Genomic DNA, 16,860 nt, shown 5'->3' on the forward strand with positions numbered 1-16,860 from the left:
TCCAAATTACTTATTTAATTAATTCATTAGTAGACTTATAAAAACGGACTTTTTTACCGTCTTCAATACGAAAGCCTACGCGATCTGCTTTGCCTGTAGCTGGGTTAAAAATTGCTACATTAGAAACATTAATAGCTGCTTCTTTTTCAACAATTCCACCTTCTTGATTTAGTGCAGGTACAGGTTTTTGGTGTTTTTTCACCAAATTAATACCTTCAACAATCACTTTGCCAGTAGACAAAACGCTTTTTACTTTACCGCGTTTACCTTTATCTTTACCAGTTAACACGATAACTTCATCTTCTCGACGGATTTTCGCTGCCATTACCCGCTCCTTACAGTACTTCTGGTGCTAATGAAATGATCTTCATAAACTTCTCAGAACGAAGTTCACGAGTGACCGGTCCAAAAATACGCGTACCAATCGGTTGCTCACTGTTATTATTTAAAATAACACACGCATTGCGATCGAAACGAATGACAGATCCATCAGGACGACGAACACCTTTTCTAGTGCGCACAACCACAGCTTTAAGTACATCACCTTTCTTAACTTTACCACGTGGAATTGCTTCTTTGATAGTAACTTTGATGATATCACCTACCGCTGCATAACGACGGTGCGATCCACCGAGAACCTTGATACACATTACACTACGTGCGCCAGAGTTATCGGCAACATCTAGCCTAGTCTGTTCTTGGATCATTTTAATGCTCCGTATAAATTAATTATTGTCTAATCTACCTTCATCCACCTCAACTTCCATGGATAAGAATAGACAACCAAAAACCCACTTACGTGAGGGCGCATAGTATAACACCACTCAAATAAAATGGATAGCATAAAATAAACGGCCGTCGAGCCGTTTATTATATTATGTACAGTTTTTAATCAAAAAGATTAACTAACCGCTTTTTCAACGATTCGAACAAGAGTCCATGATTTGGTTTTTGATAATGGACGACACTCTTTAATTTCTACAGTATCACCAATACCACACTCGTTGTTTTCATCATGTACATGCAATTTAGTCGTACGTTTAATGAACTTACCATATAACGGATGCTTCACTTTACGTTCAATAGCTACAGTAATAGATTTATCCATTTTGTCGCTAATAACACGACCTTGCTGAGTACGAATTTTTACTTCAGTAGTCATATTACGCACCCGCCTTCTCAGTTAATAACGTTTTAACTCGTGCAATATTACGACGCACTTGTTTTAACATATGAGTTTGTGTTAACTGACCCCCAGCTAATTGCATACGTAAGTTAAATTGCTCACGTAATAAATTAAGAAGTTCAGTATTTAACTCTTCAACGCTTTTTTCGCGTAGCTCTTTTGCTTTCATTTACATCACCGTCTTAATCACAAAGGTGGTTTTAATTGGCAGTTTTGCAGCTGCCAACGCAAATGCTTCACGAGCAACTTCTTCCGGTACTCCGTCCATTTCATAAAGGACTTTACCTGGTTGAATCTGAGCAACCCAGTATTCAACGTTACCCTTACCTTTACCCATACGCACTTCAAGTGGTTTTTCAGTAATTGGTTTATCAGGGAAAACTCGAATCCAGATTTTACCTTGACGCTTAACTGCACGAGTCATTGCACGACGTGCCGCTTCGATCTGGCGCGCAGTCAAACGACCACGACCCACAGCCTTAAGACCGAATGTACCGAAACTAACGTCAGTACTTACAGCAAGACCACGATTGCGGCCCTTGTGCACTTTACGGAATTTTGTACGCTTTGGTTGTAACATCAGCGACGCTCCTTATTGTTTTCGGCCTTTGCGCTGCTTTTTCGGTTGAGCAGCAGGTTGTTTTTCTGCTTGTTCAACGGCAGCCATACCACCAAGGATCTCACCTTTGAAGATCCACACTTTAACACCAATAATACCATAGGTTGTTAATGCTTCAGACAAACCATAGTCGATGTCAGCACGTAATGTATGTAAAGGAACACGACCTTCACGATACCATTCACTACGAGCGATTTCAGCGCCGCCTAAACGACCACTTACTTCAACTTTGATACCTTTAGCACCCGCTTTCATTGCGTTTTGAACCGCACGTTTCATAGCACGACGGAACATAACACGGCGTTCTAACTGAGAAGTAATGCTGTCAGCAACTAATTTAGCATCAAGTTCAGGTTTACGAACTTCGGCAATATTAATTTGTACTGCAACATCACGTTTTTCTCTTTTGTCTTTATATTTATTGACAATAGAAGCTACGGCATTACGTAATTTTTCAACATCCTCACCTTTTTTACCAATCACAATACCTGGACGAGCAGTGTGAATAGTAATGCGAACGTTGGTTTCTGCTGAACGATCGATTACAATCTTAGAGATTGATGCTTGTGCTAATTCTTTGTTCAAGAATTCACGCACTCTAAAATCACTTTCTAAATTATCAGCGAATGTCTTTGTACCCGAATACCATGTAGATGTCCAAGGCTTGACGATGCCTAGTCGGATACCATTTGGATTTACTTTTTGACCCATTGCTATTCTCCAGCCTAGCGATCTGAGACGATCACGGTGATGTGACTCGTACGCTTCAAAATTCGATCTGCACGACCTTTCGCACGAGGCATAATACGCTTCATGGTTGGGCCTTCATCTACGAAAATTTTCGCAACTTTTAGATCATCAATATCAGCACCATCGTTATGCTCTGCATTAGCAATAGCAGACTCTAATACTTTTTTAACCAGTACAGCCGCTTTTTTATTGGTGTACGTTAAAATATCAAGTGCCTGAGACACATTCTTACCGCGAATAAGATCTGCAACTAAGCGAACTTTTTGCGCAGAAGAACGAGCGTGGCGATACTTTGCAATTGTTTCCATCTCTTTCTCCTACTTATTTCTTCTTAGCTTTCTTATCAGCCGCGTGGCCGCGATAAGTACGAGTCGGCGCGAATTCACCCAATTTATGACCAACCATTTCGTCGGAAACATAAACAGGAACGTGCTGACGACCATTATGGACAGCGATGGTCAAACCGATCATATTAGGAAAGATCGTTGAACGACGGGACCAAGTACGAATTGGTTTCTTGTCCCCGCTTTCCACCGCTTTCTCTACCTTCTTCAGCAAGTGTAGGTCAATAAAAGGACCCTTCTTGAGAGAACGTGGCATAGCTAATCCTCTATATTAATTATTTCTTATTGCGACGGCGAACAATATACTTATCAGTACGTTTGTTGCTACGCGTTTTCAATCCTTTGGCTTTTTGACCCCATGGAGACACAGGATGTTTACCAAAGTTACGACCTTCACCACCACCATGTGGATGGTCTACCGGGTTCATTGCTGTACCACGAACAGTAGGACGAATACCACGCCAACGCGAAGCACCTGCTTTACCTAATACACGAAGCATATGTTCTGAATTACCCACTTCACCAATAGTGGCGCGGCAATCAGATAACACTTTACGCATTTCACCTGAACGTAGACGTAATGTTACATAAGCACCATCACGAGCAACGATTTGAACATAACTACCAGCTGAGCGAGCAAGTTGTCCGCCTTTACCTGGTTTCATTTCAATATTATGCACGGTAGAACCGACTGGAATATTGCGCATCGGTAAACAGTTACCTGTTTTAATTGATGCATCAACACCAGATTGGATCTGATCACCTGCTTTTAAGCCTTTAGGCGCTAAAATATAACGACGTTCACCGTCTTTATATAAAACCAATGCAATATTTGCACTGCGATTTGGATCATATTCCAAACGTTCAACAACTGCTGGAATACCATCTTTATTACGCTTAAAGTCAACAATACGATAATGTTGTTTATGACCACCGCCGATATGACGGGTAGTGATACGACCATTATTATTGCGACCACCAGTTTTGCTTTTTGAATCAAGCAACGGTGCATAAGGCTTACCTTTATGCAACTCTGGGTTAACCACTTTAACAACGTGGCGACGACCCGGAGATGTAGGTTTACACTTAACAACTGCCATTGTTCTTACTCCTCCGAATTACTCAGCGACGCCAGCAAGGTCTAAATTTTGACCTTCTGCTAAAGTAACGTAAGCTTTTTTCCAGTCGCTACGGCGACCGATTTGTTGACCACGACGTTTAACTTTGCCTTTAACAACAAGTGTATTAACGCCATCTACTTTAACTTCAAATAGTTGTTCAACTGCGGCTTTAATCTCTCTCTTAGTAGCATCTTTAGTAACTTTCAATACTAATGTATTCGTTTTTTCCATTGAAATAGATGCTTTTTCAGAAATATGTGGTGCTCGCAGGACTTTAAGCAGACGCTCTTCACGAATCATGCTAACATCTCCTCTACTTGTTTAACAGCATCAACAGTGATAACCACTTTGTCAAATGCAATCAAACTAACTGGATCAATACCTGCCACATCACGCACATCAACTTTATGTAAGTTACGTGCTGCTAAGAAAAGATTTTCATCAACATCAGAAGTAATAATAAGAACATCATTAAGGTTCATATCATTTAATTTCTGAGTTAATAATTTAGTCTTAGGTGCTTCAACAGTGAATGTTTCAACCACAACTAAACGTTCTTGACGCACTAATTCAGAGAAAATACTCTTTAATGCACCACGATACATTTTACGGTTAACTTTTTGGCTATGATCTTGTGGTTTTGCTGCAAATGTCACACCACCGCTACGCCAAATAGGGCTCTTAATAGAACCTGAACGAGCACGACCTGTGCCTTTTTGACGCCATGGTTTTTTACCTGAACCAGCGATTTCTGCACGAGTTTTTTGTGCGCGTGAGCCTTGACGAGCAGCAGATGCATAAGCAACAACTACTTGATGAACTAACGCTTCATTAAACTCACGTCCGAAGGTAGTTTCGGAAACAGAAAGCGCTTGCGCGTCTTTTACTACTAATTCCATCTCTATCTCCTCGACGTTAAGCCTTGATTGCCGGTTTAACAATTACGTCACTATTAATTGCGCCTGGAACAGCACCTTTTATTAATAAAAGGTTACGTTCTGCATCAACGCGCACGATATCTAAGTTTTGAACAGTTACACGCTCATTACCTAAGTGACCTGCCATTTTACGACCTTTGAACACTTTACCTGGAGTTTGGTTTTGACCGATAGAGCCATGACCACGGTGTGCCAAAGAGTTACCATGAGTTGCATCTTGAGTACGGAAATTCCAGCGTTTAGTTACACCTGCATAACCTTTACCTTTAGATGTTCCAGTAACATCAACTTTTTTAACGTCAGTGAAAATATCAACGTTAATATTTTGACCTACAGTAAATTCGCCTTCTTCAAAACGGAACTCCCATAGACCACGACCAGCTTCAACGCCAGCCTTAGCGAAATGACCTGCTTCAGGTTTATTTACGCGGCTTGCTTTTTTGCTGCCAGTAGTAACCTGAATAGCTTGATAACCATCATTCTCAAGCGTTTTAACTTGAGTAACGCGGTTGCTTTGAACTTCTACTACGGTGACAGGAATAGAAACACCTTCTTCAGTGAAGATTCGTGTCATTCCTACTTTACGACCGATTAAACCAATCATTGTTTCGACCTCTCAATCATTCAGCTTAGGATTAACCTAAACTGATCTGCACATCAACACCGGCAGCAAGATCTAGACGCATTAAAGCATCAACTGTTTTTTCAGTTGGCTCAACAATATCAACTAGACGTTTATGAGTACGAATCTCATATTGATCACGCGCATCTTTATTTACGTGCGGAGAAATCAATACAGTGAAACGCTCTTTGCGTGTCGGTAATGGAATAGGACCACGAACTTGCGCACCAGTGCGCTTCGCAGTTTCTACAATTTCAGCAGTTGATTGATCAATCAAACGATGATCAAACGCTTTTAACCGGATACGGATTCTTTGGTTCGACATGAGACCAGAGCTCCATTATTTAAAAGTTATAACAAAAGATTACTCCTCTCACCCTGTTTCGATTGACAGGAGAGTGTAATCCGTTCTTTTCGTAACCCCCAAATCGGGAGTATTGTTAATATAATTCAATATATTACATATTAATTATATTTTTATACGCATTTGCTGTTGGAAAATCAACAAACAAAGTGCGTCAATTATACGTAAATTATAAACGAATGCAAGGAGTAATTAATAAAGCATACAGATAATTATTTAACGAACAACATTTTTAAATAACAAGTATAATTATAGGTTTTTGACGCTTGAAAATGAATTTAATCACAACACATCATTTTTAAAAATAAATTATTCATAAATACAGACCAACCTTCCCGCCATTTATTTCAATATAGTAAACTCCATCAGTACTAACAGTAATAGAGATACGTTTCACGCCCTACTGATGAAACTTGTCAACAAATTTAAAAATATTTTGATTGGAATAAATTTTCATACCAATTAAAATTTCAGTTTCTAAACGATTAGGTTTTAAAATGTGAATTTGTGATAATCAATCTTTAATTTTATGAGATTCGAAAGCGAATAAGGTATCAATAAAAATATGACAATAATTATGATAATAAGGAAGAAAAACGCTTTACAGCAATTAAAATAAATTATGGTAAATAAAACCGCCATCATGGCGGTCTCTTTAATGATCTTCTTTAGCGTGATTTAAAGTGTATCTTGGAATTTCAACTTCAAGATCTTCATCAGCAACTCGCGCTTGACAACTTAATCGACTATGAGGCTCTACTCCCCAAGCTTTATCAAGCATGTCATCCTCTTGCTCATCACTTTCTTCGAGTGAATCAAAACCTTTGCGGACAATACAATGGCATGTTGAACAAGCACAAGACATTTCACATGCATGTTCAATTTCAATATCATTACGAAGTGCAACTTCTAAAATAGATTCACCTTCTTCAGCTTCAACTGTTTTGCCTTCAGGACAAAGATCAGCATTAGGTAAAAATGTAATTTTGGGCATAATAATCTCGTTTGTTAAATATCATCAACTTTATGGCCAGTTAAGGCTTGACGAATTGATCTATTCATACGTTTAGCAGCAAACTCTTGAGTCACATTATCAACAATTTTAATATGCTTTTTGATAGCATCACTATCATCTAATTCACTTACTGCTTGTAATTGATGTTTAGCGATTAAAATCTGATTAAGCTGTTGCTCATTTAATAGATCCGCATCTTTATCTAAGGCGCTTTGTAAACTTTCAAGTACTCGTGCTGCTTCAACCTTTTGTTCGACAAGTATTCTTACTTGTTTATCTTGCTGCGCATGATTGATTGAATCTTGGATCATATTAGCAATTTCATTATCAGTTAGACCATAAGAGGGCTTAACTTGAATTGCGGCTTCAACACCTGTTGATTTTTCCATTGCTGTAACATTTAATAAACCATCCGCATCCACTTGGAAAGTGACACGAATATGTGCTCCGCCAGCAGGCATTGGGGGAATACCTCTTAGCGTAAATCGAGCCAACGATCGGCAATCTGCAACACTTTCACGCTCACCTTGTAACACATGAATCATCATGGCTGTTTGACCATCTTTGAATGTGGTAAATTCTTGAGCTCTGGCACATGGTATTGTGCTATTACGTGGGATGATTTTTTCCACTAATTCCCCCATCGTTTCTATTCCTAAAGACAAAGGAATAACATCGAGCAATAACATATCTGAATCGGGCTTATTACCAATCAGAATATCAGCCTGTATTGCCGCACCAATGGCAACAACTTTATCAGGATCAATTGAAGTTAAAGGCTCGTTTCTAAAAAAATCACCTACTAATTGTCGGACTAAAGGGACGCGAGTTGATCCACCAACCATGACAACTTCAACCACTTCATCAATATTGATTTCAGCATCTCTTAATGCACGACGACAAACCACTAAAGTTCGTTTAATTAAAGGTTCAATTAAGTTTTGAAATTGTTCACGCGTTATAGTTAAGGTTCGACCTTCTATATTGGCTAAAGCGGAGTTTTGCTGACTTAATTCTATTTTTATTTTAACTGTTTCATCAATAATTTTTTGGTTTATATAAGGATCAGTATTATTTGCTAAACCTAATTTATTTTTCAAATAATCAGCAAGCAATCGGTCAAAATCATCACCACCAAGCGCTGAATCCCCCCCCGTTGCTAAAACCTCAAACACACCTTTATGTAGACGCAAAATAGAAATATCAAACGTACCACCACCTAAATCATAAACTGCAATAACGCCTTCTTTGCCAGAATCTAAACCATAAGCGATAGCAGCAGCGGTTGGTTCATTCAATAATCTTAAAACATGCAGTCCAGCTAATTTAGCAGCATCTTTAGTCGCTTGCCGTTGCGCGTCATCAAAATAGGCTGGCACTGTAATTACAACACCATCCATCTCGCCTCCTAAACTCTGTTTTGCACGTTGAGCTAAGGCATTCAAAATTTCGGCGGATACTTGTATTGGGTTAACTTGATTATTAGGCAAATTCAATAACGGAACACCATTATCAGTTTGTGAAAAACTATAAGGAAAATAAGCAGTATCAATATCAGATAACTTTCTACCCATTAACCGTTTAACAGAACTCACCGTATTTTGAGGATCATTCACAGCATTAGATTTTGCATACTTACCAATGGTAATAATAAGATTATCATCAACACCTAAACCGTAGTGAACTACTGACGGTAGTAAAAAATCATTATCCAAATCTGGCAGCACTTCGGCTTGTCCGCTACGCACAGTAGCAACTAGTGAATTGGTTGTACCTAAATCAATACCCACAGCTAAACGACGCTGATGAGGTTCAGGAGTTTGTCCCGGTTCACTAATTTGTAATAATACCATTTGAATTGTCTCTAATTGATCTATGCTTAAGTAAGATTATAAAGCATATTGTTTTTCTTGTAACTTTTCGATTTGTTCAATCAATCTAGTTAAATAGCGGATTTTAAAGATTTGATTAAGAGCAGCTGCCCAATCTTGTTTATTCACATATTCTAATAATTCTTTATAAACATCACGTTGACGAGCAAAGACTTCCGAATGAAAATCTTCTAATATAACAAAATCATTCTGACTTTCTATGTCTTCTAATTTTTCACGCAAAGCAAATTGTTCCATTAAAAAATCAGCATCATGGATAATATTTTGCTCTGTTACCACATCAAAACCTTGTAAAGACAAGAAATGTTCAGCAGCTTTAATCGGATTTTTTAATGCATAATAACCGTCATTAATCATTGCTGATTTTTGTACCATCATTATTTTATCGCTATCGCTAGCATTGGCAAAATTATCGGGATGATATTGTTTTTGTAATTGTTGATAATGCGCAGTTAATAACGACATATCTACAGGTAGCTGAATGGGTAAATCAAATAGCTTGAAATAATTAGCCATATTCATTGTCTCAATTACACATTAAAGCTTTCGCCGCAGCCACACTCGTTCTGCGAATTGGGATTATTAAATTTAAAACCTTCGTTTAATCCCTCTTTAACAAAATCCAATTCAGTACCATCAATATAAACCAAACTTTTTTTATCAACAATGACTTTAACATTTTTATCTTCAAATACACTATCATCATCGTTAATAATATCAGCAAATTCTAAAACGTATGCCATACCGGAACAACCTGATGTTTTAACGCCCAATCGCAGTCCAACTCCTTTTCCTCGATTAGCAAGAAAAGCTTGAACACGATTAGCCGCACTCGTTGTTAGTGTAATTGCCATTAACTTTGACCTTTTTTAGTTTTATAGTCATCAATTGCCGCTTTAATTGCATCTTCCGCTAAAAGCGAACAGTGAATTTTAACGGGTGGTAACTCAAGCTCTTTAGCAATATCCGTATTCTTAATTGCTTGCGCTTCATCCAAAGATTTACCTTTAATCCACTCAGTAACTAAAGAACTTGATGCAATTGCACTACCACAACCATAAGTTTTAAATTTAGCATCTTCAATGATACCGTCATCGTTTACTTTGATTTGTAGGCGCATAACATCACCACATGCAGGTGCCCCAACCATGCCACTGCCAACGTTGGGATCATTTTGATCAAAAGAACCAACATTACGAGGATTTTCATAATGATCAACTACTTTTTCGCTGTATGCCATAATTTACTCCTATTTTTTAATGGGCTGACCATTTGATTTTACTTAGATCAACACCATCTTTAAACATTTCCCAAAGCGGAGATAATTCTCTTAATTTACCAATAGAGTCTTTGATTAGTTTAATCACATAATCCACTTCTTCTTCAGTACTAAATCGACCAAATGAAAAACGTATCGAACTATGGGCAAGTTCATCATTAAGGCCAAGAGCCCGTAACACATAAGATGGTTCTAAACTAGCAGAAGTACAAGCTGAACCTGATGATACAGCCAAATCTTTTAAAGCCATCATCAATGATTCACCCTCAATGTAAGCAAAGCTTACGTTTAAAATATTAGCAACGCTGTGTTCTAAAGAACCATTAAGATAAACTTCTTCTATATCTTTCAAGCCATTCCACAAGCGATTTTTTAAAGCTAATAAACGCGGCATTTCAGTTGCCATTTCTTCTTTAGCAATACGATATGCTTCTCCCATACCAACAATTTGATGCACAGGTAAAGTTCCAGAGCGCATACCCCTCTCATGACCACCACCATGCATTTGTGCTTCAATACGTACTCTAGGTTTACGCCTTACATAAAGCCCACCGATACCTTTAGGACCGTAAATTTTGTGACCTGAAAATGACATTAAATCAACTTTCAATTTTGTAAGGTCAATTGGCAATTTACCGACACTTTGGGTTGCATCAACGTGAAAAACAATACCTCTTTCACGACACATTTCACCAATTTTTTCGATATCTTGGATGACGCCAGTTTCATTATTGACATGCATAATTGATACAACGGTTGTATCACTGCGCATTGCAGCTGCTAGTTTATCTAAATCCAATATTCCATTAGATTCAGGGGCCAAATAAGTTACTTCATAGCCTTCACGTTCAAGTTGACGGCAGGTATCAAGTACCGCTTTGTGTTCGGTTTTACAAGTAATAATATGTTTACCTTTAGCTTTATTGAAATGAGCTGCCCCTTTAATCGCTAAGTTATCAGCCTCCGTTGCTCCTGAAGTGAACACAATTTCTCGGGAATCAGCACCAATAAGATCGGCAATTTGATTTCGAGCAATATCCACCGCTTCTTCGGCTTGCCAACCAAATTTATGAGAACGGGATGCTGGATTACCAAAAATACCATTTGGTGTTAAATATTGTATCATTTTTTCAGCAACTCTAGGATCAACCGGCGTTGTAGCTGCATAATCCATATAAATAGGTAATTTCATTAATTACTCCCAATTACAAATTCTGTATTTTATTTTTTAATTAATGCTGATGTGCTGTATATTGCTTTGTCGATTAGCTACGGCTTTTACTTCATTATTATTGACTAACTCGCTAAGTGTAATGCTGGTTAAGAAGTCCTCTATTCGCTCGCTTAAATCATTCCATAGTGTATGGGTTAAGCATCTAACACCACCTTGACAGCCATCTTGACCGTGACACTTGGTTGCATGTACCGTTTCATCAACGGCTTTTACAATTGAGCTAATCGCAATTTGATCCATTGCTCGACCCAACACATACCCCCCACCTGGGCCTCTAACACTGGTTACTAAGCCATTTTTTCGTAACCGCGCAAATAATTGTTCAAGATAAGAAAGTGAGATTTCTTGACGTTCTGAAATATCGGCAAGTGATACAGGCCCTGAACCAGAATGTAATGCTACATCCAACATTGCAGTTACCGCGTATCTTCCTTTTGATGTCAATTTCATTAATCATCCCCCTATGTGTTATAATATTTATTGTATATATCCTTTTATTTTAGTCAAGTATTTAGTTGACCATTTTAGTGGGAATTGTCTCCTCTCAGTTCATCATCGACGAAACACAATGAAATATGCTAATCTAGTTGGGTAAATTCATATGGGAGCTAAAGGATGAAATTGGTATTACGTTACTTATTGATAATAAGTTTAGTATTTACGAGTAACACTTTCGCAAATAATTCTCAAAAAATGTTACGAGAAAATTATCAAAAATGGATTAACTCCTATCAATCGTTAAATTTTCAAGAACAAAAAACATTACTTGCAACCCTAAAAAATTATCCATTATATCCTTATGCTGCCGTGCAATTTTTTCAAAAAAATATAAAAGTTGTTCCCCCAAATATGGTCAGAGAATTTGTCAAAAAATATCAGGATTTTCCTTTAACAAACTCTCTAACACAATCTTATTTAAGAGAATTAACCAATCGCCAAGATTGGGATTCTATAATTTCATTTCCTAAAGATAATTCGATACCTTCTAATTGTCTCTACCAATATGCTTTACTCAAGAAAAACGATGATAAATTCATTTTCAATGATGTGAAATCACTTTGGCTTACAGGTAAAGAGCTTTCTTCTGCATGTGATCCATTACTTGATGCCTGGACTAAAATCGGTAAACGAACAAATAATTTAATATTATTACGTATTGAATTGGCAGTCGAAGCAAATAATTTAAAATTAGCTCGACATCTTGCAAACTTATTAGATGAACGTTATACAACGACTAAAAGCCATTTACTAGACTTATTTGATAATCCAAGAAAATTGGAAGATTTCTCAAAAAATATTAAAGCAAGCTCTTTTACTAAAAAAATTATTTTAGCATCATTCTCTCGTTTAACCAAAGTCGATATGAAATTAGCTGAGACTTTATTACCGCAATTAATTAATCAGCAAAAATTAAATGAAAACGAACAAAGTTTATTGCAAAAAAGTTTAGCTAGTGTTTATTTTAATGATTCTGCTACTGATGAACAAATTAAATGGAGAGACAATTATATTGCCAAAAGTCATGATTCATCGTTGGTTGAAAAACGTATCCGTATAGCTATTGATGAAAATAATTACAAAGATATTGATTATTGGCTAGCACAACTAACACCAGAAGATCAATTAAAAGAGGATTGGCAATATTGGAAAGCACGTGTGTTATTAAAAAATAATCAAAAAAAAGAAGCGCATGGGATTTTACAAACACTCACAACGAAACGTGGCTTTTATGGTATGATTAGTGCACAAGCACTGAATCAATATTACTCTCTTAATAATCAATCACAAAAAATTACCCATACCGAAATTTCAACATTAAAATCTAAGTTTGATAATAAACCTTTTATCAAAAGAATTAATGAATTACGTAGTTTAGGTATGTTATCAGAATCAAGCCGAGAATGGCGATATATGCTCAATAGTCAAATGGATAATAATGAATACCCGAAATTAGCTCAATATGCTTTACATAAAGGTTGGGGAGATCTAAGTATTCAAGCAACCATTGCAGGCAAACTATGGAATAATTGGACCGAACGCCTACCTATCATGTACCGTGACTTATATCATAATGCCTTAAAAGATAAAGCTATCCCATTTTCTTATGCTTTAGCTATCTCTCGTCAAGAAAGTGCGCTTGATACTACAGTACAGTCTTCAGCTGGAGCCAGAGGATTAATGCAATTGATGCCAGCCACCGCAAAAGAAACGGCTAAAAAAATGGGCTCTATTACTTATGTTTCATCAACACAGCTGTTCGATCCTAAAATCAACATACAATTGGGTAGCTACTATTTAAATTCAGTTTATCTACAAAATGATAATAACCGGATATTATCTTCAGCAGCTTATAATGCAGGACCTAATCGTGTCAAAGGCTGGTTAAAAGAGAGTGGTGGAAAACTTGATGCTGTTGCTTTTATTGATAGCATTCCATTTACTGAAACGCGTAATTACGTGAAAAATGTATTAGTTTATGACTATATCTATCAAATGATCTTAGGTAAAAAAAATCCACAAATTTTAACTCAGCATGAATTTAATAAACAATATTAATGGTGATTATAATGAAAAATAACGAATGGCAACAAACCGTTAAGCTATTACACCAAGCTTTTAATGACGGTTATTCACTTGATATATTAAAATTATTAATGACAGCCGATGAGCGAGATGCCCTGATAACCAGAATGAAAATTGTACATTCATTGCTTGACGGTTCTATCAACCAACGGCAGTTAAAAGATCAACTAAAAATAGGCATTGCAACAGTAACTCGAGGTTCTAATAGTCTTAAAGAGGCAACACCTGAGTTTAAAAAATGGTTAGAAAACACTCTATTAAGCTCAGATAACTAAAACATGGCTAATAACAATGAGCGATACTTGTAAAAAGTATCATTATAAATTTTGTTGGATATTAACTTCAGTTTCTGTAACAACTGGCACGCAGTAATCACACTCCATAGTTTTAATATCTTTCACAGAGCAGACTGTATCATTTTGATGATTATGATGAATTTCGATTAAACAACTGGAACTACGCAACCGTACTTTTAGGGTTGGCATTGCAGCTAAATGAACTTGAGAGATAAAATCACTAAAATTATCTGGCGAACCAATATATTTAAAGCACAAATATAATCCACCTTCACTGACAACTTCTTCAATATGTTCAAGATTATTATTATGATCTAACGCAATGGTATAAAGTAATTCTTGCTCATTGGTGTTATCTTTACTTTTTAATATACGACTAAACGCATAAATTTTATCAGGCAAATCTTCATTATTATTTGTACAACGAGATAAATAATTATGAAAAAACTGCGTCCGAAGTCTATTTTCTTCGTCTAATAATTGCCCTAAATTACAATTATTCTTAAATGAAATCCCCCAAAAAGTCTGTTTCGGCATATCAACAAATTTGGGATCAGGTAGTGAAAGCTGATTTTTATTAAGATCAATTGCTGGTGTTAATCCTACAGGATCCCAAAATTCACCTCGACGATAACTTGCTGGAGTTTCATTAAACTGTTTTTTAAAAGATCGAGTAAATGTTTGTTGCGAATCAAAACGATATTGCATAGCAATGTCTAAAATCGGCTTGCTTGTCATACGCAAAGCGAGCGCCGCATAAGTTAAGCGACGATGGCGAATATACGTCCCAAGAACTTGACCCGTTACTTCTTTAAACATTCGTTGTAAATGCCACTTTGAATAACCAGACTTTTGCGATACATTATCAATAGACAATGGCTGTTCCAAATTTTTTTCAATCCAAATAATAAGATCTGAAATAATACTAACTTGATTCATAAAACGCCATCATAAAATGAACAGACACATAGCCCCTGATTATGACTTAATCCCAGCAATAAGCAAGTTCTAAATCAAAATTATTTTCAATGCATTTTAATAAAATGAATGTGCGCCCGCTTGATGTTCGGTAATATCTTTCACTCCTGCAAGTTCAGGAAATTCAACCATTAATTGTTTTTCAATACCTTCTTTTAACGTATAATCAACCATTGAGCAACCATTACATCCACCACCAAATTGTAATATGACATAATTATCGTCGGTTAACTCAACTAGATTTACACGTCCACCATGACTTGCCAACTGAGGGTTAATCTGTGCTTGGATAACATAGTTGACTCGTTCAATTAACGGGGCATCATCCGCAACTTTTCTCATTTTGGAATTTGGTGCTTTTAAAGTTAACTGTGCTCCAAATTCATCCGTCACATAATCAATCACAGTTTCTTCCAAAAATGGGGCACTCAATTCATCGATATAAACAGAAAAATCGGCATACTTTTCTTCTATATCGTTATCTTCAACTGTATCAGCCGGACAATATGAAACGCCACATTCTGCACTAGGCGTACCTGGATCCATAACAAATACTCTAATTTGTGTGCCTTCTGGTTGATTAGCAAGCAATTTTTTAAAGTGCTGTTGAGCTGATTCAGAAATAGTAATAATAGACATAACTCCTCACTTTAACACTATTTGGTATAAATAATACCCAGCATCATTTATAATAGTTGACTAACTTTCTTGGTTATTATAGGGGCTGTTTAGGATTTTACAATACCGTACGGCATAAACAAATTATCTCAACACGAGTAGCCCCGCGTTGTTTTAACTGTTGACTAATAACATTTATAGTATTACCAGTAGTAACAATATCATCAATAAGCATTACCGATTTATTAGCAACATTTTGGTTACAAACAAAAAGTGTTTCAACATTGCTCATCCGTTGTTTAAGTGATAACTTCTTTTGATCTGTCGCATTTTTCCTTCTTGATAACAGATGAGGATAAAAATCGCGATTTAACCATTTAGCAATCGGTTTTGCTAACAATTCAGCTTGATTGTAGCCTCGGGACCAATATCGAAAATGATGTAAAGGAACACAAGTTACCAAATCTGGTTTAGCTAAGCCTTCCATTTCCCGCCGTTGATACCAGGCTAAAAACATTAATCTGGCTAATGCCAAATTTAATTCAATTTTTTTATAAAATTTTAAGTGATGAATTAAATTCTTTAATGGGTGAATATATTCACTAGCAGCAATAAGTTCGTCCCAATAGGGTTTATGCTCTCGACATCGATAGCATACATTTGTTGATAACGAATGGGGTAAACAACATTGGGGACAAATCTTATTGAATTTAGGTAAATTTTTAACACATTGGCTGCAAATACCATGATGAGATAAAGATAAAGACATATTACATAAAATACAGCGCATAAAGTTTGTTTTTTGTAAAAAAGTTTGAGGTTAACATAATGTTTCAGTATAAAATCTACTTATCATTTGGATCCACTTCAAAATAGAAACCCAGTAAATTCATTTATAATAAATGTTTAAAAAACGTGTTCTTAATAAAGAATAAAATTGCGATCTATGACACATAATTTCATCTGATGTTGCATAATAATTATTTAAAATAATCAAATATTCGGTATAATCAGCCAACTA

General features: G+C 36.5%; 25 protein-coding genes. 2 read left to right on the plus strand and 23 right to left on the minus strand.

What is annotated here, in order from left to right; all coding sequences use genetic code 11:
- Positions 1-10: 10 nt before the first annotated feature.
- From rplX to iscR, 20 genes are all read right to left on the minus strand, one after another.
- A complete protein-coding gene (rplX, locus tag J4T76_RS04350) occupies positions 11-325 on the minus strand; it encodes a 50S ribosomal protein L24 (protein ID WP_267340275.1) in 315 nt (104 codons plus the stop codon).
- Positions 326-335: 10 nt separating this feature from the next.
- Positions 336-707 carry a 50S ribosomal protein L14 gene (rplN, locus tag J4T76_RS04355; RefSeq protein WP_025314392.1) on the minus strand — a complete coding sequence of 124 codons (372 nt, stop codon included), beginning with the start codon at positions 705-707 and terminating at the stop codon, positions 336-338.
- 194 nt (positions 708-901) lie between these two features.
- On the minus strand, positions 902-1,162 hold the full coding sequence (rpsQ, locus tag J4T76_RS04360) for a 30S ribosomal protein S17 (RefSeq protein ID WP_025314391.1): 261 nt from the start codon (positions 1,160-1,162) through the stop codon (positions 902-904).
- Between the two features lies 1 nt (position 1,163).
- Positions 1,164-1,355, minus strand: coding sequence for a 50S ribosomal protein L29 (rpmC, locus tag J4T76_RS04365; RefSeq protein WP_034902373.1), 192 nt, complete (start codon positions 1,353-1,355; stop codon positions 1,164-1,166).
- Complete coding sequence (gene rplP, locus J4T76_RS04370) at positions 1,356-1,766, minus strand: 50S ribosomal protein L16 (protein ID WP_025314389.1); 411 nt, start codon at positions 1,764-1,766, stop codon at positions 1,356-1,358.
- 12 nt (positions 1,767-1,778) lie between these two features.
- Positions 1,779-2,516, minus strand: coding sequence for a 30S ribosomal protein S3 (rpsC, locus tag J4T76_RS04375; RefSeq protein ID WP_025314388.1), 738 nt, complete (start codon positions 2,514-2,516; stop codon positions 1,779-1,781).
- A 14-nt stretch (positions 2,517-2,530) separates the two neighbouring features.
- Positions 2,531-2,863, minus strand: coding sequence for a 50S ribosomal protein L22 (gene rplV, locus J4T76_RS04380; protein WP_025314387.1), 333 nt, complete (start codon positions 2,861-2,863; stop codon positions 2,531-2,533).
- 13 nt (positions 2,864-2,876) lie between these two features.
- Positions 2,877-3,155 (minus strand): 30S ribosomal protein S19, encoded by a 279-nt coding sequence (rpsS, locus tag J4T76_RS04385; protein ID WP_024496505.1) that lies wholly within the window; start codon positions 3,153-3,155, stop codon positions 2,877-2,879.
- Between the two features lie 19 nt (positions 3,156-3,174).
- Positions 3,175-3,999, minus strand: coding sequence for a 50S ribosomal protein L2 (gene rplB / locus J4T76_RS04390; protein ID WP_160401459.1), 825 nt, complete (start codon positions 3,997-3,999; stop codon positions 3,175-3,177).
- Positions 4,000-4,017: 18 nt separating this feature from the next.
- On the minus strand, positions 4,018-4,320 hold the full coding sequence (gene rplW, locus J4T76_RS04395) for a 50S ribosomal protein L23 (protein WP_267340272.1): 303 nt from the start codon (positions 4,318-4,320) through the stop codon (positions 4,018-4,020).
- Positions 4,317-4,919: a 50S ribosomal protein L4 gene (rplD, locus tag J4T76_RS04400; protein WP_025314384.1), complete on the minus strand. Its 603-nt coding sequence runs from the start codon at positions 4,917-4,919 to the stop codon at positions 4,317-4,319. The genes rplW and rplD overlap by 4 nt, the downstream gene beginning before the upstream one ends.
- 16 nt (positions 4,920-4,935) lie before the next feature.
- Positions 4,936-5,562, minus strand: coding sequence for a 50S ribosomal protein L3 (rplC, locus tag J4T76_RS04405; protein WP_267340271.1), 627 nt, complete (start codon positions 5,560-5,562; stop codon positions 4,936-4,938).
- Positions 5,563-5,593: 31 nt separating this feature from the next.
- Positions 5,594-5,905 carry a 30S ribosomal protein S10 gene (gene rpsJ, locus J4T76_RS04410; RefSeq protein ID WP_006120582.1) on the minus strand — a complete coding sequence of 104 codons (312 nt, stop codon included), beginning with the start codon at positions 5,903-5,905 and terminating at the stop codon, positions 5,594-5,596.
- A 694-nt stretch (positions 5,906-6,599) separates the two neighbouring features.
- Positions 6,600-6,938, minus strand: a complete 339-nt coding sequence (fdx, locus tag J4T76_RS04415) for an ISC system 2Fe-2S type ferredoxin (RefSeq protein WP_267354632.1) — start codon at positions 6,936-6,938, stop codon at positions 6,600-6,602.
- 14 nt (positions 6,939-6,952) lie between these two features.
- The gene (gene hscA, locus J4T76_RS04420; protein WP_267340270.1) at positions 6,953-8,812 is read right to left on the minus strand and encodes a Fe-S protein assembly chaperone HscA; all 1,860 of its coding nucleotides are present in this window, start codon (positions 8,810-8,812) and stop codon (positions 6,953-6,955) included.
- 36 nt (positions 8,813-8,848) lie between these two features.
- Positions 8,849-9,367, minus strand: coding sequence for a Fe-S protein assembly co-chaperone HscB (gene hscB, locus J4T76_RS04425; RefSeq protein WP_267345490.1), 519 nt, complete (start codon positions 9,365-9,367; stop codon positions 8,849-8,851).
- A 14-nt stretch (positions 9,368-9,381) separates the two neighbouring features.
- Entirely contained in the window at positions 9,382-9,705 is a 324-nt protein-coding gene (gene iscA / locus J4T76_RS04430) for an iron-sulfur cluster assembly protein IscA (protein ID WP_267340268.1), read from the minus strand.
- Positions 9,705-10,091: a Fe-S cluster assembly scaffold IscU gene (gene iscU, locus J4T76_RS04435; RefSeq protein WP_025314376.1), complete on the minus strand. Its 387-nt coding sequence runs from the start codon at positions 10,089-10,091 to the stop codon at positions 9,705-9,707. Before iscU ends, iscA begins: the two co-directional genes overlap by 1 nt.
- 16 nt (positions 10,092-10,107) lie before the next feature.
- On the minus strand, positions 10,108-11,322 hold the full coding sequence (locus tag J4T76_RS04440) for an IscS subfamily cysteine desulfurase (protein ID WP_267340267.1): 1,215 nt from the start codon (positions 11,320-11,322) through the stop codon (positions 10,108-10,110).
- Between the two features lie 36 nt (positions 11,323-11,358).
- The gene (gene iscR, locus J4T76_RS04445; RefSeq protein ID WP_267340266.1) at positions 11,359-11,814 is read right to left on the minus strand and encodes a Fe-S cluster assembly transcriptional regulator IscR; all 456 of its coding nucleotides are present in this window, start codon (positions 11,812-11,814) and stop codon (positions 11,359-11,361) included.
- Between the two features lie 165 nt (positions 11,815-11,979).
- On the opposite strand from iscR, the gene sltY reads away from it, so the two are divergent.
- Together sltY and trpR are read left to right on the plus strand one after the other, a co-directional pair.
- A complete protein-coding gene (gene sltY, locus J4T76_RS04450) occupies positions 11,980-13,920 on the plus strand; it encodes a murein transglycosylase (RefSeq protein ID WP_267340264.1) in 1,941 nt (646 codons plus the stop codon).
- A gap of 11 nt (positions 13,921-13,931) precedes the next feature.
- On the plus strand, positions 13,932-14,222 hold the full coding sequence (gene trpR / locus J4T76_RS04455; protein WP_267340262.1) for a trp operon repressor: 291 nt from the start codon (positions 13,932-13,934) through the stop codon (positions 14,220-14,222).
- A 42-nt stretch (positions 14,223-14,264) separates the two neighbouring features.
- Here trpR and robA read toward each other — a convergent pair whose 3' ends face one another.
- The 3 genes from robA to J4T76_RS04470 form a co-directional block, all read right to left on the minus strand.
- On the minus strand, positions 14,265-15,182 hold the full coding sequence (gene robA, locus J4T76_RS04460; protein WP_267340261.1) for an MDR efflux pump AcrAB transcriptional activator RobA: 918 nt from the start codon (positions 15,180-15,182) through the stop codon (positions 14,265-14,267).
- Positions 15,183-15,278: 96 nt separating this feature from the next.
- Positions 15,279-15,860 carry a Fe-S biogenesis protein NfuA gene (gene nfuA / locus J4T76_RS04465; RefSeq protein ID WP_267340260.1) on the minus strand — a complete coding sequence of 194 codons (582 nt, stop codon included), beginning with the start codon at positions 15,858-15,860 and terminating at the stop codon, positions 15,279-15,281.
- A 97-nt stretch (positions 15,861-15,957) separates the two neighbouring features.
- Positions 15,958-16,629: a phosphoribosyltransferase family protein gene (locus tag J4T76_RS04470; RefSeq protein ID WP_267340259.1), complete on the minus strand. Its 672-nt coding sequence runs from the start codon at positions 16,627-16,629 to the stop codon at positions 15,958-15,960.
- Between the last annotated feature and the right edge of the window lie 231 nt (positions 16,630-16,860).

The sequence above is a fragment of the Gilliamella sp. B3022 genome, from assembly GCF_028751545.1.
In the GTDB taxonomy this organism is placed as follows: Bacteria; Pseudomonadota; Gammaproteobacteria; order Enterobacterales; family Orbaceae; genus Gilliamella.

Excerpts from the sequence above, each read along its gene's own strand:
- rpsS (WP_024496505.1), bottom strand. The coding sequence starts at position 3,155 with ATGCCACGTTCTCTCAAGAAGGGTCCTTTTATTGACCTACACTTGCTG.
- hscB (WP_267345490.1), bottom strand. The coding sequence starts at position 9,367 with ATGGCTAATTATTTCAAGCTATTTGATTTACCCATTCAGCTACCTGTA.
- J4T76_RS04470 (WP_267340259.1), bottom strand. The coding sequence starts at position 16,629 with ATGCGCTGTATTTTATGTAATATGTCTTTATCTTTATCTCATCATGGT.
- J4T76_RS04440 (WP_267340267.1), bottom strand. The coding sequence starts at position 11,322 with ATGAAATTACCTATTTATATGGATTATGCAGCTACAACGCCGGTTGAT.
- rpsC (WP_025314388.1), bottom strand. The coding sequence starts at position 2,516 with ATGGGTCAAAAAGTAAATCCAAATGGTATCCGACTAGGCATCGTCAAG.
- rplP (WP_025314389.1), bottom strand. The coding sequence starts at position 1,766 with ATGTTACAACCAAAGCGTACAAAATTCCGTAAAGTGCACAAGGGCCGC.
- trpR (WP_267340262.1), top strand. The coding sequence starts at position 13,932 with ATGAAAAATAACGAATGGCAACAAACCGTTAAGCTATTACACCAAGCT.
- rpsQ (WP_025314391.1), bottom strand. The coding sequence starts at position 1,162 with ATGACTACTGAAGTAAAAATTCGTACTCAGCAAGGTCGTGTTATTAGC.
- sltY (WP_267340264.1), top strand. The coding sequence starts at position 11,980 with ATGAAATTGGTATTACGTTACTTATTGATAATAAGTTTAGTATTTACG.
- iscU (WP_025314376.1), bottom strand. The coding sequence starts at position 10,091 with ATGGCATACAGCGAAAAAGTAGTTGATCATTATGAAAATCCTCGTAAT.
- robA (WP_267340261.1), bottom strand. The coding sequence starts at position 15,182 with ATGAATCAAGTTAGTATTATTTCAGATCTTATTATTTGGATTGAAAAA.
- iscR (WP_267340266.1), bottom strand. The coding sequence starts at position 11,814 with ATGAAATTGACATCAAAAGGAAGATACGCGGTAACTGCAATGTTGGAT.
- rplN (WP_025314392.1), bottom strand. The coding sequence starts at position 707 with ATGATCCAAGAACAGACTAGGCTAGATGTTGCCGATAACTCTGGCGCA.
- rpsJ (WP_006120582.1), bottom strand. The coding sequence starts at position 5,905 with ATGTCGAACCAAAGAATCCGTATCCGGTTAAAAGCGTTTGATCATCGT.
- rpmC (WP_034902373.1), bottom strand. The coding sequence starts at position 1,355 with ATGAAAGCAAAAGAGCTACGCGAAAAAAGCGTTGAAGAGTTAAATACT.
- rplW (WP_267340272.1), bottom strand. The coding sequence starts at position 4,320 with ATGATTCGTGAAGAGCGTCTGCTTAAAGTCCTGCGAGCACCACATATT.
- iscA (WP_267340268.1), bottom strand. The coding sequence starts at position 9,705 with ATGGCAATTACACTAACAACGAGTGCGGCTAATCGTGTTCAAGCTTTT.
- rplD (WP_025314384.1), bottom strand. The coding sequence starts at position 4,919 with ATGGAATTAGTAGTAAAAGACGCGCAAGCGCTTTCTGTTTCCGAAACT.
- rplV (WP_025314387.1), bottom strand. The coding sequence starts at position 2,863 with ATGGAAACAATTGCAAAGTATCGCCACGCTCGTTCTTCTGCGCAAAAA.
- rplC (WP_267340271.1), bottom strand. The coding sequence starts at position 5,562 with ATGATTGGTTTAATCGGTCGTAAAGTAGGAATGACACGAATCTTCACT.
- nfuA (WP_267340260.1), bottom strand. The coding sequence starts at position 15,860 with ATGTCTATTATTACTATTTCTGAATCAGCTCAACAGCACTTTAAAAAA.
- rplB (WP_160401459.1), bottom strand. The coding sequence starts at position 3,999 with ATGGCAGTTGTTAAGTGTAAACCTACATCTCCGGGTCGTCGCCACGTT.
- rplX (WP_267340275.1), bottom strand. The coding sequence starts at position 325 with ATGGCAGCGAAAATCCGTCGAGAAGATGAAGTTATCGTGTTAACTGGT.
- hscA (WP_267340270.1), bottom strand. The coding sequence starts at position 8,812 with ATGGTATTATTACAAATTAGTGAACCGGGACAAACTCCTGAACCTCAT.
- fdx (WP_267354632.1), bottom strand. The coding sequence starts at position 6,938 with ATGCCCAAAATTACATTTTTACCTAATGCTGATCTTTGTCCTGAAGGC.